Annotated in this window: 20 protein-coding genes; 9 read left to right on the top strand and 11 right to left on the bottom strand. The window is 73.0% G+C overall.

Annotation, left to right across the window (positions count from 1 at the left end; genetic code table 11):
- Window positions 1–164: 164 nt before the first annotated feature.
- The 3 genes from B085_RS0126260 to ltaE all read right to left on the bottom strand — a co-directional run bounded on the left by B085_RS0126260 (window position 165) and on the right by ltaE (window position 3600).
- Window positions 165–1523, bottom strand: coding sequence for an RICIN domain-containing protein (locus tag B085_RS0126260; RefSeq protein ID WP_018561588.1), 1359 nt, complete (start codon window positions 1521–1523; stop codon window positions 165–167).
- A gap of 190 nt (window positions 1524–1713) precedes the next feature.
- Window positions 1714–2358 carry a L,D-transpeptidase family protein gene (locus tag B085_RS0126255; protein WP_018561587.1) on the bottom strand — a complete coding sequence of 215 codons (645 nt, stop codon included), beginning with the start codon at window positions 2356–2358 and terminating at the stop codon, window positions 1714–1716.
- A 168-nt stretch (window positions 2359–2526) separates the two neighbouring features.
- Entirely contained in the window at window positions 2527–3600 is a 1074-nt protein-coding gene (ltaE, locus tag B085_RS0126250; RefSeq protein WP_018561586.1) for a low-specificity L-threonine aldolase, read from the bottom strand.
- A 281-nt stretch (window positions 3601–3881) separates the two neighbouring features.
- On the opposite strand from ltaE, the gene B085_RS51510 reads away from it, so the two are divergent.
- A complete protein-coding gene (locus B085_RS51510; protein WP_018561585.1) occupies window positions 3882–4004 on the top strand; it encodes a hypothetical protein in 123 nt (40 codons plus the stop codon).
- Between the two features lie 52 nt (window positions 4005–4056).
- Here B085_RS51510 and B085_RS0126240 read toward each other — a convergent pair whose 3' ends face one another.
- Together B085_RS0126240 and B085_RS0126235 are read right to left on the bottom strand one after the other, a co-directional pair.
- Complete coding sequence (locus B085_RS0126240) at window positions 4057–4236, bottom strand: hypothetical protein (RefSeq protein WP_026251461.1); 180 nt, start codon at window positions 4234–4236, stop codon at window positions 4057–4059.
- Window positions 4237–4274: 38 nt separating this feature from the next.
- Complete coding sequence (locus B085_RS0126235) at window positions 4275–4967, bottom strand: hypothetical protein (protein ID WP_018561583.1); 693 nt, start codon at window positions 4965–4967, stop codon at window positions 4275–4277.
- Between the two features lie 91 nt (window positions 4968–5058).
- Between B085_RS0126235 and B085_RS43815 the strand changes: the two genes are divergently transcribed.
- Window positions 5059–6063, top strand: a complete 1005-nt coding sequence (locus B085_RS43815; RefSeq protein WP_018561582.1) for a DNA polymerase Y family protein — start codon at window positions 5059–5061, stop codon at window positions 6061–6063.
- Here the strand turns inward: B085_RS43815 and B085_RS0126225 are convergent.
- Entirely contained in the window at window positions 6036–6248 is a 213-nt protein-coding gene (locus B085_RS0126225; protein WP_018561581.1) for a hypothetical protein, read from the bottom strand. The genes B085_RS43815 and B085_RS0126225 overlap by 28 nt on opposite strands.
- 203 nt (window positions 6249–6451) lie before the next feature.
- Here B085_RS0126225 and B085_RS0126220 point away from each other — a divergent pair, with 203 nt between their 5' ends.
- Both B085_RS0126220 and B085_RS0126215 read left to right on the top strand, forming a co-directional pair.
- Window positions 6452–6676 (top strand): DUF397 domain-containing protein, encoded by a 225-nt coding sequence (locus B085_RS0126220; protein ID WP_018561580.1) that lies wholly within the window; start codon window positions 6452–6454, stop codon window positions 6674–6676.
- Window positions 6677–6899: 223 nt separating this feature from the next.
- Complete coding sequence (locus tag B085_RS0126215; RefSeq protein WP_026251459.1) at window positions 6900–7133, top strand: DUF397 domain-containing protein; 234 nt, start codon at window positions 6900–6902, stop codon at window positions 7131–7133.
- A gap of 46 nt (window positions 7134–7179) precedes the next feature.
- On the opposite strand, the gene B085_RS0126210 is transcribed toward B085_RS0126215, so the two are convergent.
- Window positions 7180–7374: a hypothetical protein gene (locus B085_RS0126210; protein ID WP_018561578.1), complete on the bottom strand. Its 195-nt coding sequence runs from the start codon at window positions 7372–7374 to the stop codon at window positions 7180–7182.
- Between the two features lie 156 nt (window positions 7375–7530).
- Here B085_RS0126210 and B085_RS0126205 point away from each other — a divergent pair, with 156 nt between their 5' ends.
- Window positions 7531–8580, top strand: a complete 1050-nt coding sequence (locus tag B085_RS0126205; protein ID WP_018561577.1) for a CobW family GTP-binding protein — start codon at window positions 7531–7533, stop codon at window positions 8578–8580.
- A gap of 325 nt (window positions 8581–8905) precedes the next feature.
- Window positions 8906–9544, top strand: a complete 639-nt coding sequence (locus B085_RS0126195) for an HD domain-containing protein (RefSeq protein WP_018561575.1) — start codon at window positions 8906–8908, stop codon at window positions 9542–9544.
- 27 nt (window positions 9545–9571) lie between these two features.
- Here B085_RS0126195 and B085_RS0126190 read toward each other — a convergent pair whose 3' ends face one another.
- Window positions 9572–10600 (bottom strand): GlxA family transcriptional regulator, encoded by a 1029-nt coding sequence (locus B085_RS0126190; RefSeq protein ID WP_018561574.1) that lies wholly within the window; start codon window positions 10598–10600, stop codon window positions 9572–9574.
- Window positions 10601–10726: 126 nt separating this feature from the next.
- Window positions 10727–11173, bottom strand: a complete 447-nt coding sequence (locus B085_RS43810) for an ATP-binding protein (protein WP_018561573.1) — start codon at window positions 11171–11173, stop codon at window positions 10727–10729.
- Between the two features lie 156 nt (window positions 11174–11329).
- Here B085_RS43810 and B085_RS0126180 point away from each other — a divergent pair, with 156 nt between their 5' ends.
- Complete coding sequence (locus tag B085_RS0126180; protein WP_026251457.1) at window positions 11330–11830, top strand: metallophosphoesterase family protein; 501 nt, start codon at window positions 11330–11332, stop codon at window positions 11828–11830.
- A 37-nt stretch (window positions 11831–11867) separates the two neighbouring features.
- On the opposite strand, the gene B085_RS0126175 is transcribed toward B085_RS0126180, so the two are convergent.
- Entirely contained in the window at window positions 11868–13490 is a 1623-nt protein-coding gene (locus tag B085_RS0126175; RefSeq protein ID WP_018561571.1) for an ATP-binding protein, read from the bottom strand.
- A 151-nt stretch (window positions 13491–13641) separates the two neighbouring features.
- Window positions 13642–13836, bottom strand: a complete 195-nt coding sequence (locus tag B085_RS0126170) for a hypothetical protein (protein ID WP_018534760.1) — start codon at window positions 13834–13836, stop codon at window positions 13642–13644.
- A 381-nt stretch (window positions 13837–14217) separates the two neighbouring features.
- On the opposite strand from B085_RS0126170, the gene B085_RS0126165 reads away from it, so the two are divergent.
- Window positions 14218–14631: an ankyrin repeat domain-containing protein gene (locus B085_RS0126165; protein ID WP_018561570.1), complete on the top strand. Its 414-nt coding sequence runs from the start codon at window positions 14218–14220 to the stop codon at window positions 14629–14631.
- A gap of 51 nt (window positions 14632–14682) precedes the next feature.
- A partial coding sequence (locus B085_RS0126160; protein ID WP_018561569.1) for a glucose-6-phosphate dehydrogenase occupies window positions 14683–15494 on the top strand: 812 nt, incomplete at its 3' end.

Raw genomic sequence — 15494 nt, 5'->3', positions numbered from 1 at the left:
CGCGGGCGAACTCGGCGCGGCCGTACGGGTCAACGCGAGGGGGTCCGTCATGGGGTGACGATGTCATGGCGGTCCGTCGGTTTCCGGGTCCTCCGCCCCGGGATCAGGGTCGCGGGGCGGAGGACCTGGGGGCGGGGAGTTCAGGGGGTCAGGGGATCAGGGGGTCAGGGGGTCAGTGTCCACTTCTGGTTGGCGCCGCCGGTGCAGGTCCACAGCTGGAGCCTGGTGCCGTTGGCGGAGTTGTTGCCGGTGACGTCCAGGCACTTGTTCGCCTGCGGATTGACGATGTCGCGCGCCCCGGACAGGACCCACTTCTGGTTGGTGCCGCCGGCGCAGTCCCACAGCTGCAGCTGGGATCCGTCGGCGGTGCCGAAGTCCTTGACGTCCAGGCACTTGCCGAGGGCGCGCAGGGTGCCGTCGGATGCCGTGGTCCACTGCTGGGCGGCGGTGCCGTTGCAGTCGTAGAGCTGGACGGGTGTGCCGTTGGCGGGGTTGGCCCCGGCGACGTCGACGCACTTGCCCGCGAGGCCCGTGATGCGGCCGGTGGTGCCGCCCCCGCCCCCGCCGTCGGAGGTGGTGACGCGGACGTAGTCGACGACCAGTTGCTGCGGGAAGGCGGTGCTGCCGTCAGGGTCGCCCGGCCAGTAGCCGCCCACGGCGAGGTTGAGGATGACGAAGAACGGCTTGTTGAACACCCACTGGCGGCCGCCGAGGTCGGCGGGGGTGCGCCGCTGGTAGACGGTGCCGTCGACGGACCAGCTGATGGAGTCCGGGTTCCAGTCGACGGCGAAGGTGTGGAACGTGTCGGCGAAGGCCTGTCCGCCCGGCAGGGTGTAGCCGGCGCCGATGCCGCCCGAGCCGAAGTAGTCGGGGCCGTGGATCGTGCCGTGCACGGTGCCGGGCTCGAAGCCGACGTTCTCCATGATGTCGATCTCGCCGCTGGCGGGCCAGCCGACGTCGCCGATGTCGTTGCCCAGCATCCAGAACGCGGGCCACATGCCCTGGCCGCGCGGGACCTTCATCCTGGTCTCGACGTGGCCGTAGGTGGTGGTGAAGCGGCCCGCGGTGTTGAGCCGGGCGGAGGTGTACTGGCAACTGCCGTACCAGCACTGGTAGCCGGCGGGGTTCTCCTTGCGGGCGGTGATGACGAGATGGCCCTGGCCGTCGAGGGCCGCGTTGCGGTTGCCGGCGGTGTAGAACTGCCGCTCGTGGTTGTTGACGTTGTCGCCGGTCTCGATCTGCCACTTGCCGCCGTCCACGGCGCTGCCGGCCGGCCCGTCGAACTCGTCGGCGAAGGTGGTGACGGCGGCGGTGGCGGCGGGGGCCGCGGGGAGGGGGCGGTCGCCGGTGCCGGTGGTGGTGAGGGCGGCGAGGGCGAGGAGCCCGGCGAGGCCGGCGGCGAACAGGGCGCGGGTGCGCGGGAGTCGGCGCGGGCGGGGGCGTGGGGGGAGTGCCTTCACAGGGGCGCTGCCTTTCGGGGCGGTCGTGGGGGTGACGGACGGGGGTGGGTGCATGACGGTCATGCACCTGACATTCCTTGGAACCTCGTGCGTGGGGGCACGGGATTCCCGTCCGTCTTTGTTCAAGGCTTAGTTCACGCCGTGATTGAACTGCCGCCCCCACACCCCGTCAAGAGGTCTGGACCAAGAAGGGGCGGGCGGTCCCGGACGGAGGCCCGCCCGGTCCCGCCCGCCCCACCGGCGTCGAGCCCCCTCACGTACCGGGCTTGCGCCCGTACACGTACACGTCGTCACCGTTCTTCAGCAGGCTCCAGTACTTCTTGGCGTCCGCCTTGCGCATGTTCACGCAGCCGTGCGACCCCGGCGGCGACCACACGCTCCCCGCGATCGAGTGGAACGCCTGCCCCCCGTCGAAGAACTGGCTGTACGGCATGGCGACGTTGTACAGCGTCGACCAGTGGTCGATGTTCCGCCAGTAGATCTTCTTGGCGCCGGTGCGGGTCTCGTAGCCGTTGCGGCCGGTGCGCACCGGGACCGGCCCGTACTTCAGCTTCTTGCCGTCCTGTATCCAGCTCAGCTGCCGCGTGAGGTCCACGCACGCGATCCGCCCCTTGTTCGTGGGGCACTTGCCGGCCTTGTCGGGATTGGAGCCCGCCGCCTTCTGGGCGTTCATGATCTTCATGACGCCCCAGGTCACCGGCCCCGCGTAGCCGATGTTCGGCGATATCCCGTACTTCGTCTGGAAGGCGCGTATCGCCTTGCAGTCGGCCGCCGACTGCTTACCGTCCACCGGCCGTCCCAGGAACTTCTCCACCTGCTTCTGGTACGGCCCCTTGCTCGTCGTGCACGATGCGGCCTGCGCCGTGCCGCCCCCCGCCACGACCGGTGTCACGGCCATCACCGCCACCGCGAGGGCGGCCCCCGCCCGTCGTCCCGCTGACGCTCCCGCTCTCATCGCTTCCCCTTCCCCGGTGAGGCCGTCGCGCGACGGCCTCACCCCCTAGGACAACCGGGAGCCACCGGAGGTTGCGGAACGACCGGCGTGGGAAGCGGAACCGGTGGATCGTCAGCCGCGCGGGGCGCAGTCGAGGGTCTCGCGGACGATGCGCACGGCCTCCTCCGTGTCGGCGCGCGAGACGTCCAGGTGGAAGACGAAGCGCAGCCGCCCGGGGTAGCCGGCGCAGCGCAGCCCGCGCCGTGCGAGACGCTCCTGCACCTCCTCGGCGGACAGCCCCGGCGCCGGCTCGGCGAAGACCATGTTGGTCTGGGCGTCGCCCACCACCAGACCCGGCACGCCCTTGATCCCCTCCGCGAACAGCGCCGCGTTCGCGTGGTCCTCGGCGAGGCGCGCCACCTGGTGCTCCAGCGCGTACAGCGCACCCGCCGCAAGGATGCCCGCCTGCCGCATCCCGCCGCCGAGCGCCTTGCGCCAGCGCAGCGCCCGCGCCACGAACTCCCGGCTGCCCAGCAGCGCGGAACCGACCGGGGCGCCCAGACCCTTGCTGAAGCAGACCGAGACGCTGTCGAAGTGGCCGGCGATCAGCCGCGCCTGTTCGTACGGGTCGCCGCCCGCGGCCACCGCGGCGTTGAACAGCCGCGCCCCGTCGAGGTGCGTGGCCAGCCCGTGCTCGCGCGCCAGCCCGGTGGCGGCCCGCAGGTAGTCCATGGGGACGGCCCGGCCGCCGATGGTGTCCTCCAGGCACAGCAGCCGGGTGCGCGGGAAGTGCGGATCGTCCGGCTTCACCGCGGCCGCGATGTCGGCCGGGTCCAGCGTCCCGTCCGCCCGGTGGGGCAGCGGCTGCGGCTGGATCCCGCCGAGCACCGCACCGCCGCCGCCCTCCCAGCGGTACACGTGCGCCGACTGCCCGGCGATGTATTCGTCACCGCGGCCGCAGTGCGTCAGCAGCGCGCACAGGTTGCTCTGCGTGCCGGACGAGACGAACAGCGCCGCCTCGAAGCCGAGCCGCTCCGCGATCCGCTCCTGGAGGGCGTTGACCGTCGGGTCGTCGGCGAAGACGTCGTCGCCCACCTCGGCCTCCGCCATGGCCCGGCGCATGGCCGCGCCGGGCCGTGTGACGGTGTCGCTGCGCAGGTCGACGACCCGTCCGGGCTGCTCATCGGTGACATCAGTGATCGGCATACGGTCACCCTGCCATGCCCGCTCATCGGTAGGATCGTCGGGTGAATTCCTACTGGCACGTCGTCCTTCCGCCGCTGTGCGCCTGACCGGGCGCACTCACTGACGGTTCAGACCCCGGCCCCCGGCAGGCCATCAGGCCGACAGGCTCGCCACGCCGCGCGGCGCCGCCGTGGTGCTGTACCTCGCCGTGCTGACGACGTTCCTGGCCTACCGGCTCTTCGGGCTCGGGCTGCGGCACACACCAGTCGGCGGCCACCACGCTCACCCTGGCCGAGCCCGCCGTGGCCGCGCTGCTCGGCGCCGTCGTGCTCGCCGTGCTCGCCGAGCGGCCGACTCCGCTGTCCTGGGCGGGACTGGCCGTACTCCTCCTCGCCCTGGCGGCGCTCTCCCCCAGGGACCGCTGACGGATCACCCGGCGGACGGACTTCCGGCCTGCCGGCCCGTTCCCGCCCCGCGTCACTGGGGCGGGATGTCGTCCATGCGCTCGCCCTCCGCCTGGGAGGGGGTCGTCCGGGGCACGTCCGGGTGGATTTCCATCGTGCTGCGCTCGGCTTCGTCGTAGATCCGCTCCCCCTCCGCCTGGGACGGGGTCTCGGCGTAGAGGAACGGATCGGCGTCCGAGGACGTGGACTTCATGGCGGACCTCCTACGCTCGCTGCCTCCATCCTGCTCCCTCACGCCCTGCGCGGCGAGACCAGCAGGAACGCCCTCCGCCGGCGGTCGTGGTGCAGCGTGCACTGCCAGCCGTACGCCTCCAGTACGCCCTGGCACCGGAACAGCTCGGCCTCGGCGGTGCCGGCGGCGTCTCCGGCGGGCGAGTGCCAGGACACCTCGGCGACCCCGCTCTGGGCGGAGGGCGCTACGGCGTATCCGGTGGCCGAGGGCCGCCCGGCGGCGTCGCGCCTTGACGGGGGCCGGCCGGCCGCCTCCAGCGCCAGGGCGACGGCGTGGACGAGGCGTTCGCGCTCCCAGGGTGCGGGGCGCGTGGTGTCGCCGTCCTGCAGGACACGGCGGATCTCCAGCAGCCCCGACCAGGCCGACGCGACCTCGGCGGCGCGGCGGGGGGCGGCGGTGCCCGTGCCGTGCCCGTCGTCGGCCGCGAAGCCGGGCTCCGCGACCGGCTCCGGTTGCGGGCCGGGAGCGACGGCGGGCGCCGCCCCGGACTCCCGGGCGGGGGGCTCCACGCGGGCCAGTTCGGTGCGGACCCGGCGGCCCTCCTGGGTGAGGTAGTAGCCGCCGGTGCGCCCGTAACGCACGGCGAGGCCCTGCCTGGCCAGCGCGGCGCAGGTCGGTTCGCGTGCGCCGAGCTGACCGGTGTTGGCGTCGGACTCCAGCAGGGCTCGGCGCTGGACGGCGGTCAGGGTCATGCGACGCACCCTATGAGGCGGACGCGGGGGGCCGGAATGCCCTACACTCGAAATCGAGCAGTTGTTCGAAAGAGGTGGAGGCGGACACATCATGGTCGAAGCCGAGCCGCACCAGGACCCCGGTCCCTGCGTGCTGTACATCCGCTGCGGCGGGACCGATCCGGCGACGCTCGCGGCGCTGGCCGGGCTCGTCGGCCGGTTCACCCCCGTCGTCCGCGCCGAACCGCCGGACGCGGTCGTGGCCGACGTACGCTCCGCGGTGAGCTTCTACGGGCTGCTGCCCGAGCAGCTCGCCCTCATGATCAGCACCCGGGCCTCGGCCCTGTACGACGTGAGCCTCACGATCGGCGTCGCCGGAAGCCGCACGGTCGCCGCCATGGCCGCCTGCGACGTTCTCGTCGGCCGGATCCGGGCCGTCGACTCCGATCCGCGGGCCGTCGCCGACTTCCTGCGCGCCAAACCGGTGGCGGCCCTTCCCGGGATCACCGCGGAGGCCGTCCGGACGCTGGCGGTGGCCGGGCTGTACACCGTCGGGGAGGTCGCCGCCACGCCGCTGCCCGAGATCCAGGCGGTCCTCGGCGCCGACACCGGGCGCGGCGTGTGGGAACGCGCGCACGGCCTCGACCCCGCCCCGATCACGCCCGAGCACCCGCCCGGCTCGCTCGCCGCCGACCGTCTCTTCACCGCCGACGCCACCGACCCCACCGACCAGGGTGCGCTGAGCCGGGCCGTCCTCGAACTCGGGCTCGGCCTCGGGGACCGGCTGCGCAGCACGGGCCGCACCGCCACCGGGCTCACCCTGACCGTCCGGCTCGCCGGCGGCTCGTCCGTCAGCCGCAGCCGCAGCCTGCCGGAGCCCACCTCCGACCCCGGGGAACTCGCCGAGGCCGCCTACGCCATGCACGAGGCCCTCGGTCGGCACGGCGCCCCCGTGCGGGCGGTGGCGCTGCGCGCCGAGGGGCTGTCCGCGGCCGACCTTCGCCGAGCCCGTTGCGTGCCGGTCGGTGCGGGCCGCGGACGTGCCGTGCTGCCGTCGACCTTCGCGGATCCGCCCGCGCCCGGCCCCGCTCAGGAGGAGCGCCGGCTGTCCTCGTGAAGCGCCTCCAGCACGGCGGCCATCACCTCCGCCCCGTCAAGGGGGCGGGGCAGTGGTGCGCGCCGGGCCCGCGCCATGTCCGCGAAGCACCCGTCGCACACGGCGAGCGGGAGATGACGGATGCCGCAGTCGCGGACGGTGTCGTCCTCCCGCCCGCAGACGTCGCATCCCGATGATGCCGCCATGTGTTCGATACTGCCTGGTTCCGGTGCTTCGCGACAGGGTGCGATCGATGTTCGACGTTCCGTCAGAGTCCCTTCGGCCAGGGGCACTTGACCTGGCCGTGGGCCTCGCGCCGGTCCCTGGCGCGGCGCCGGTTGCGAGGTCGCCGGGACGGGGCAAGGGTGGGAAGGGGGAACTTCCGATCGAGCATCGAACGGAGCTTCTCATGCACGGGATGAAGGCCGACCTCTACGCGCGCGACCTGACCGAAGCGCGCTGGGTGAAGAGCAGCAAGAGCCCCTACCGGGAAACCTGCGTCGAGGTCGCGGAACTCGCCGGCGGAGCCGTCGCGATCCGCGACTCGAACAACACGGACCTGCCGCCCCTGCGGTTCACCGCCGAGGAGTGGACGGCGTTCCGGGAGGGTGTGCGCGACGGCGAGTTCGGTTAGGGCCCACCGCGTATCGACTCCGCTCGGCGGGCCGGTCCGCCGAGGCCGATCGAGGCCTCGGTGAGCGGGTCCGCCGAGCCCCGTCGACCGCGGCGTCCCCCTTCTCCGCCGAGCATATGGTTGCCTGGGGCGACCACCTGATGGCCTCGGTGCTTGCGTCGCGGAAGGGATCGGGTTCAGGGTGGTCGGGAAGGCAGTACCGGACCTCGATCGGGGGTTCCCCATGCGAGCGAGAAAGGCCGACCTCTACGCGCGGGACCTGAGGGATGCGCGCTGGGTCAAGAGCAGTAAGAGCGGTTACCTGCCGGAGTGCGTCGAGGTGGCGGACCTCGGCGGCGGAGCCGTCGCCATCCGGGATTCCGAGAACAAGGACCTGCCGCCCCTGCGGTTCACCGCACAGGAGTGGACGGCGTTCAGGGAAGGTGTGCGCGAGGGCGAGTTCGGTCAGCACCCGTGACGTCCCCCTCGCTCGGCGGGCCGGTGGGACCGGCCCGCCGAGCGCGTCACGCGTCGCCCAGCACCCGGAGCGTCTGTGCCCGCAGCGCGCACGCCACCACGCCCTCGCGGGTGTGCCGCAGCTGCGGTTCCGTCGCAGGGTGCCGCCCGGAGATCAGGTCCACGATGCGGTACGCCGTCTCCTCGTCCTCCGCCGCGATGCACACCAGGACCGTGCCACGGTCCGCCTCCTGCTCCGCCATGGGCGCCTCCTCCGTCGTCCGGCCATCCCCGTGGACGCGTCGGAAGACCCCGCCGCCCCCGCCGCGGTTCTGCGCCCGGCGCCGGCCTGCACGAAGCACCACGGGGTGCGCGGGGCTTACGATGAGGCGCCGCCGCCCGTACCCGGAGAGGAAGCCTTGGCCAAGCAACGGATTCCGGTCGTCGTCATCGCGGGATTCCTGGGCTCGGGAAAGACCACGCTCCTCAACCACCTCCTGCGCAACAGCGGCGGCACCCGCATCGGCGCCATCGTCAACGACTTCGGCAGCATCAACATCGACGCTCTCTCCGTCGCCGGCCAGGTGGACTCCATGGTCGCCCTCGACAACGGCTGCCTGTGCTGCGCCGTCGACGCCACCGAGATGGACGACATGCTCGCCCGGCTCTCCCGTCCGCAGGCCCGCATCGACGTCATCGTCATCGAGGCCAGCGGTCTGGCCGAGCCTCAGGGCATGATCCGGCTGCTGCTCGCGAGCACCGACACCGCCATCACCTACGGCGGGCTGGTCGAGGTCGTCGACGCCGCCGAGTTCGAGGCGGTGCGTGCGCGGCACCCCGAACTCGACCGCCATGTGCGGGCCGCCGACCTCGTCGTCCTCAACAAGACCGACCGCGTCGACGCCGCCGGCCGCGAACGCGTGCGTGACGCGCTGGCGGCCGTGGCCCCCGGAACGCCGCTCGTCGAGGCCGCCCACGGCCGAGTGGACCCCGCCCTGCTCTTCGAACCGCGGGCCCGTGCGGCGGTCGGCACGGCCGCCCGCCAGCTGTCGTTCGACGAGCTGTCCGCCGACGACGGCCACGGGCACCACGCGGACGGCGACCACACCGGCCATCTCCACGCGGCGTACGACAGCGTGGAGTTCACCTCCGAGGCGCCGCTGCACCCCCGCCGGCTGATGGAGTTCCTCGACGACAGGCCCGCTGGGCTCTACCGGATGAAGGGTTTCGTGCGCTTCGCCGCGCCCGCCCATCGCCGGAAGTACACCCTGCACGCCGTCGGCGGCTTCCTTCGCTTCGTGCCGTCGTCCTGGTCCCGGGGCGAATCCCGCGCCACCCGGCTGGTGATGATCGGTTCGGGGCTCGACGCGCACGCCCTGCGCAAGGCTCTCGACGCCTGCGTGGCCGAGCCGGACGGGGAACTCGCCGAGGACGCCATGCTCGGCGTCCTGCGCTACGTCCGTCCCTGACGCCCCCGCGCGCCCCGGAGGCGGCGGCCGGCCGCCGCCGCCCGCGGGTTTCCACGGGTCCGGGCGGTGTCAGCGGCCGCGCGGGGCGCGGGCCGTCGCACCGGTGCGCTCGCGGAGGAGGACGCGCAGGTCGTCGCCGAGCTCGCCGACGCGTGCTGACCCCCGTCCCTCCGTGCGGGCGGCCGGACCGCGTGTCCCGATCCGAGGGTCGCGCGTCCCACCGGCATCCGGCGGGACGGGCCGCCGCGGCCGACGATGGATCCACCGGCACCGGGCGCCCCGCCCGGCCGCCGGCGGAACCCGGAGACCTGTCAGGAGATTCGACGTGGCTGAAATCATCGCGGACATCGAGGTGCCCGCTACCCGGCTCGTGGCGGAGGCGACCGAACTGGTGCGGAAGGCCGCCGGCCCGGTGGTGTACCACCACTCCCGCCGGGTGTACTTCTGGGCGTCGATGCGCGGCCGCAACCGCGGGTGGGACTTCGACCCCGAGCTGCTGTACGTCGGCGCCCTCTTCCACGACCTGGGGCTGACCGACACCTACGCCCGTACCGACCAGCGCTTCGAGATCGACGGCGCCGACGAGGCCCGCCGCTTCCTGCTGCAGCACGACGTCCCCGAGGAGCGTGCGCGGCTGGTGTGGGAGGCGATCGCCCTGCACACCACCCCGGAGATCCCGTGGCACATGGCGCCCGAGATCGCCCTGGTCACCTCGGGCGTCGAGGTCGACGTCCTCGGTTTTGGGTACGACGAGATCACGGCGGAGGAGCGCGAGGCGGTTGTCGCCGCCCACCCGCGGCCAGACTTCAAGAACAACATCCTCAAGGAGTTCACCCACGGCATCGCACCGCGCCCCGGCACGACGTTCGGCAACGTCAAGGCCGACGTCCTGGAGCGCTTCGTGCCCGGCTTCGTCCGCGGGAACTTCGTGGACACCATCCTCCAGTCCCCCTGGGCGGAGTGACCGCGGCGCCCGTCCCGGCCGGTGCGGTCAGTCCTCTTCGGTGCCGTACGGCCGGGTGGTGCGGAAGCGGTCGCGGTAGGTCCCGGGGCTGACGCCGAGTCGGCGCCGGAAAGCGCGGCGCAGCGTCTCCTCGGACCCGAAGCCGCTGCGCCGGGCGACCGTGTCGAGGGCGTCGTCGCCGGCTTCGAGCAGGGCCTGCGCGGCCTCGACGCGGATGCGTTCGACGTACTGCGCGGCGGTGCCGCCGGTCTCGGTGCGGAACAGCCGGGTCAGATGCCGTGAGCTGACCCCGGCCCGTGCCGCGAGCGCGGCCAGGCTGTGGTCGGCGGCAGGGTCGGCGGCCACCTGGTCGAGGACCTGGCGCAGCACCGAGTGCGCGGGGTGCCGGGGGCTCTGCCGGACGCTGAACTGCGACTGGCCGCCGGGCCGGGCCATGAAGACGACCAGGAACTTGGCCGCCTTGCGGGCGATGTCCGGGCCGAGGTCGGACTCGACCAGGGACAGGGTCAGGTCGATTCCCGCGCTGATGCCCGCGGAGGTGATGAAGCGGCCGTCCCGTACGAAGATCGCGTCGCTGTCGACCTCGACCTTGGGGTAGCGGGCGGCGAGGTCGTCGGCCAGCCGCCAGTGCGTGGCGGCCCGCCGTCCGTCCAGCAGTCCGGTCGCGGCCAGCGGGAACGCGCCCGCGCAGACCGAGGCGACGGTACGGGAGCGGTCCGCGAGGCGGGTGATGCCGGCCACCAGCGCGGTGTCGGCCACCGCCGCCCACCAGTCGGGGCGCCCGGGGATGACCAGGGTGTCGACCGGGAAGTCGACCTCGTCCAGCGCCAGGTCGGGCACCAGCCGCAGTCCCGCGGTGGTCGTCACCGGCGCGCCGTCCGGGGAGACGGTGCTCGTCACGTAGTGCGCGCCGTACTCGTTCGCCGCCGTGTACACATCGAGCGGACCCGTCACGTCCATCAACTGCAGTCCCTCGAACAACAGCACCAGCACCCGGTGCGGCGGCACGACCGTCGCGGTCCCGGAGGGCTGGTGCGGGTTCACGCGGGACGTCACTGTCGTTCCTCCGGGTGCGGGCCGGTCCGGGGGACCGCCGCGGAGGCCCATGTGGCCCGCGTCCCGCGGACGTTGGGTCCGCGGAACCCCGTCCGGCCCGCCATTGTCGCCCATGCCCGCGGGCGCCTACGACGCCGGGCTGGTGACCCCGGCGACGGACCGCTGGAGCGGGGCGAGGCGGCGCGTGGTGACCACGCGGCGGCCCCGCTCGTCGTCGTGGATGCAGGTGGACCCGGCCAGCCGGCGCACGATCTCCAGCCCGCGGCCGTGCTCGTCCGGCGGGGTGCTGTCGGGCGAGGCCCCGTCGTGGTGCCGGGCCTCGCCGCTGTCGGTGACGGTGATGACCAGGCCGTCGTCGTGCATGCACAGCCGGATCGACATCTGGGCCCGCCCGTGACGCGCGGCGTTCGCGGCGAGCTCGTCGACGATCAGTTCGGCGGCGATGCGGTCCTCCGCGGCCAGTCCCCAGAGCCCGAGCAGCTCGGACGTGAAGTGCCGCGCGGCGCCCACGTAGGCGGCCTCGGCGGGCTGCACGAGTTCCGCCGAGCGAGTGGGGGTGGTGTCACCGCACATGACGTGTGGGCCCTTCATCGATGAGGCCCGCGGTCCCGGCGACCGCGGGGTCGCCCCACCGGCCACGCCGCCGCGCGGCACGCCGTGACGCCGGCCTGACTTCCGGCCGCCGTGCCCGGCACCGCTTCCGTCCCCCCGCGCGGATAGCGTGGACGTGTGCGTCTTCTTGTGATGTCCGATACACACCTGCCCAAACGTGCCAAGGAGCTTCCGGCCGAACTACTGGACCGGATTCCCGAGGCCGACGCCGTCATCCACGCCGGCGACTGGGTCGACGACGCGACCCTCGACCTGCTGGAGGCGAGGTCACGCCGGGTGATCGGCGTCTACGGCAACAACGACGGCCCCGGGCTGCGCGCGCGCCTGCCCGAGGTCGCCCTCGCCGAGCTGGGCGGGCTGCGCTTCGGCGTGGTGCACGACAGCGGCCCGGCACAGGGACGCGAACGCCGCTGCGAGGAGCGCTTCCCGGATCTGGACGTGCTGGTCTTCGGGCACAGCCACATCCCCTGGGACAGCACCGCACCGGGCGGGCTGCGGCTGCTCAACCCCGGTTCCCCGACCGACCGCAGGCGTCAGCCGTACGGCACCTACCTCACCGCCGTGGCGGCCGCGGGCGTGCTGAGCGAGGTGCGGCTGCACGAACTGCCGCGCCGCTGACCCGCGCCGGCGAGCCGCTGCGCCGGGGAGTTCCGGCTCAGCGCTCGAGAGCCGGGTCTCCGGCCTGCCGGACCGCGCCCGAGGGCTCGGAGACCATGACCGCGCCGGGGGCATCGGCGGTCGCCGCCTCCCGCTCCCGGGGCTCCGTCCCGTGCGCGCCGTCCGCGGGCGGCAGCAGCGCCATGACGGCCTGGCGGTGCGCGTCGCCGGCGTCCTCGTCGAAGGGGTCCGGGGTCGCCGGCACCTGCACCCGGAGCACCGGCCCCGTGCCCAGACGCACATAGCCGCGGCCCGGCGGCACCTGCGCGGCGGACGTCGAGCACTGCGGCGCGCCGAGCACCGCCTGGGTCTGCTCCGCGGTGACCGCGCCCAGCAGCACCCGGGCCCTGGTCTGGGCGACGACCACCTGGGAGAGCGCCTCGGCGCCGTCGAGGTGGTCGGCGACGGCGACGGTGACCCCGGCCGCCCGGCCGTGCCGCAGCGGGATGTCCAGCAGTTCCTGCGGGTCGGGACGGCTCTCGGCGTGCGCGAGCTGGCTGAGCACCGTCGGCCGGTCGACGAGGATCCACAGCGGCCGCCGTACGTCGTCGGGCGCGGTGCGGCCCGCCTGCCGGGCGCGGTTGACGGCGATCAGACGGCGCTCGGTCTCGTGCGCCGCCCACTCCAGGGTGGCCAGCGTTCCCGCGAGGCCGCTCTCGACGGCCATGACACCGGGCCGGCCGGACAGGAACGCGTACTCGCCGGTCCCGCTGCCGTCGACCACCACGACGTCGCCCTCCGGCAGTGCCTGGAGCGCGATGGAACGCAGCAGTGTGGTGGTGCCCGTGCCGGGGTGGCCGAGGGCGAGCAGGTGCGGCTCCGTCGAGCGCGGGCCGGTGCGCCACACCACCGGGGGAGCGTCCCTGACCTCCTCGCCGTCCTGGACGGGGACGGTGCGCTGCACCGACCCGGGGTCGGTGAAGCCGAGCACCGTCTCCCCGGGGGAGGTGACGAAGCGCTGGGCGGCGATGTCCGTGGGCAGCGGGGGGAGCGCGGTGAGGGTGAGGTGGTTCTCCTCCTCGTTCCACTCGAAGCGGTACTCGCGGCCCCTGCCCACCTTGGCGTGCAGCACGTGCTCGACGCGGGCCCTGGCGGCGGCCTCGCCGTCGGTGAAGTAGGCGGGGTACTTCAGGTGCAGGCGCACCAGTCGTCCGTCCTCGAAGGCGTGGTCGCCGAAGACGTTCTCCCAGCTGCCGTCGTGGGCGTAGAGCGGGCTGGGGTCGTCGGCGACGGACAGATACGGCACCAGGGCCTCGTACAGCGCGGTCAGCCGGTCGTTCTCGGCGCCGCTCGGTCCGCTCGGGGCGGGGGTGCGGTCCCTTCCCATCCAGCCGGCGGAACCCATCCAGGCGGCGAACATCAGGTAGGCGCCGTAGGGCAGCAGGACCAGGACGAGGAACCCGGCCCCCACGGAGGCCAGCAGCGCCGGTCCGCGCCGGTCCTTGGGCGTGCTGCCCCACCAGTCGCGTGCCCAGCCGGCCTGGCGGCGCAGCCCGCGCGCGATGACGAAGAGCGGGTGGAGGACGTCCGTGGTGCTGTCGACGGCGGCCCGCGCGAGCTCACGGCCGCGAGTGAGCGAGGGGCGGCTGCTCAGGAGGGCGGAGAGGGGGCGCCGGACCACGGGGAGCTCCAGAGGGTCGTTGCGGGGGCGGTACGACGGGACGGCGGGAGGGGACGGTGGGTGGGGACGGTGGGAGGGTGGGAGGGGACGTGACGGGAAGGGCCCGGTGCGGAGCGGCGCCGGGCCCGGTGGATCGGCCGTGCGGAACGGCCTAGAACTTGATCCCGCCCAGCAGGCTCGCCAGGCTCGCCCCGCCGGCCTTGATGCTCGGGGCGATGGCGGTGCCCGCGAGGTAGAAACCGAAGAGGGCGCAGACGAGTGCGTGGGACGCCTTGAGTCCGTCCTTCCGGAAGAACAGGAAGACGATGATGCCGAGCAGGACGACGCCTGAGATGGACAGGATCATGGGGGCTACTCCTGTGTGATGGGGACTGTCACCATGAGTTGTTCCAGAATTACAGATAGTAATATGTTCTGAAAAGAGGCGAATGGGTGATTTATAGGGAGGTTCACCCTTTCAGCTCTGCTGAACTGTTTCTTCCGGCGTGATCCTCGCCGGTCATCCGGCGTGTCATGTGGCAGGCCCCGCCGACGGAGCAGTGAAGTCGCCCGTTCGAGTGATCAACATCGTTAAGCTTCGGCCATGGCTTCTCGTTCGGTCCACACCCCGGCCGCTGCACGATCCGGGAGCCCGCCCGGCGAGGCCAGGGCGGTTGAGGCCGCTTAGGGTGGATCACGAGAGCGGTCCCCTCCGCGCACGGCGACCGGCCCCTTGCAGTGAGGAACGATGAGCGAGCCGACCCCGCAGAACGATCCGGCCCAGGACCCCGGCGTCCTGCGGCTCGCAGCCGAGATGTTCGACCTCGCCCGCCGCGGCGGCACGGAGAGGCTGGCGGCCTACGTGGACGCGGGCGTCCCGGCGAACCTCACCAACGACAAGGGCGACACCCTCGTCATGCTCGCCGCCTACCACGGCCACGCCGCCACCGTGGCCGCCCTCCTGCGGCACGGCGCCGACCCCGACCGTGCCAACGACCGCGGCCAGACGCCGCTGGCCGGTGCCGTCTTCAAGGGCGAGGACGAGGTGGTCCGCGTCCTGATCGACGGCGGCGCCGACCCCGCCGCGGGCACCCCGTCGGCCATCGACACCGCCCGCATGTTCGGCAAGGACACACTCCTGGAACTCTTCGGCGCCGTATGACACCCGGACGCGCCACGACGCGCCGCACCCACCATGAAGAGAAGTGGACCCATGACGGAAACCGACAGCTGGAAGAATCCGCTGCGCGATCCATCCGACCGGCGGCTGCCGCGCATCGCGGGCCCGTCCGGGCTGGTGATCTTCGGTGTGACGGGCGACCTGTCCCGCAAGAAGCTGATGCCCGCCGTGTACGACCTGGCCAACCGCGGGCTGCTGCCCCCGGGCTTCTCGCTCGTCGGCTTCGCCCGCCGCGACTGGGCGGACGAGGACTTCGCGCAGGTCGTCCACGACGCCGTCAAGGAGCACGCGCGCACCCCCTTCCGTGAGGAGGTCTGGACGGAGCTGGCCGCCGGAATGCGCTTCGTGCCCGGCGACTTCGGCGACGACGACGCCTTCGAGAATCTGCGCGCGACCGTGGAGGAGCTCGACAAGGCCCGGGGCACCAGCGGCAACTTCGCCTTCTACCTCTCCGTGCCGCCCAAGTTCTTCCCCCTGGTCGCACAGCAGTTGAAGAAGCACGGGCTGTCCGACCCTCCCGAGGGCTCCTGGCGGCGGGCCGTGATCGAGAAGCCCTTCGGCCACGACCTGGCCAGTGCCCAGGAGCTCAACCAGGTGGTCCACCAGGTCTTCCCGCCCGCCGAGGTCTTCCGGATCGACCACTACCTGGGCAAGGAGACGGTCCAGAACATCCTGGCGCTGCGTTTCGCCAACACGATGTTCGAGCCGCTGTGGAACCGCTCCTACGTNGACCACGTGCAGATCACGATGGCCGAGGACATCGGCATCGGCGGCCGCGCGGGCTACTACGACGGCATCGGCGCCGCACGCGACGTCATCCAGAACCACCTGCTGCAGCTCCTCGC

The sequence above is a fragment of the Streptomyces sp. BoleA5 genome, from assembly GCF_000373665.1.
GTDB lineage: Bacteria > Actinomycetota > Actinomycetes > Streptomycetales > Streptomycetaceae > Actinacidiphila.
This window is presented reverse-complemented; position numbering and strand designations above follow the sequence as displayed.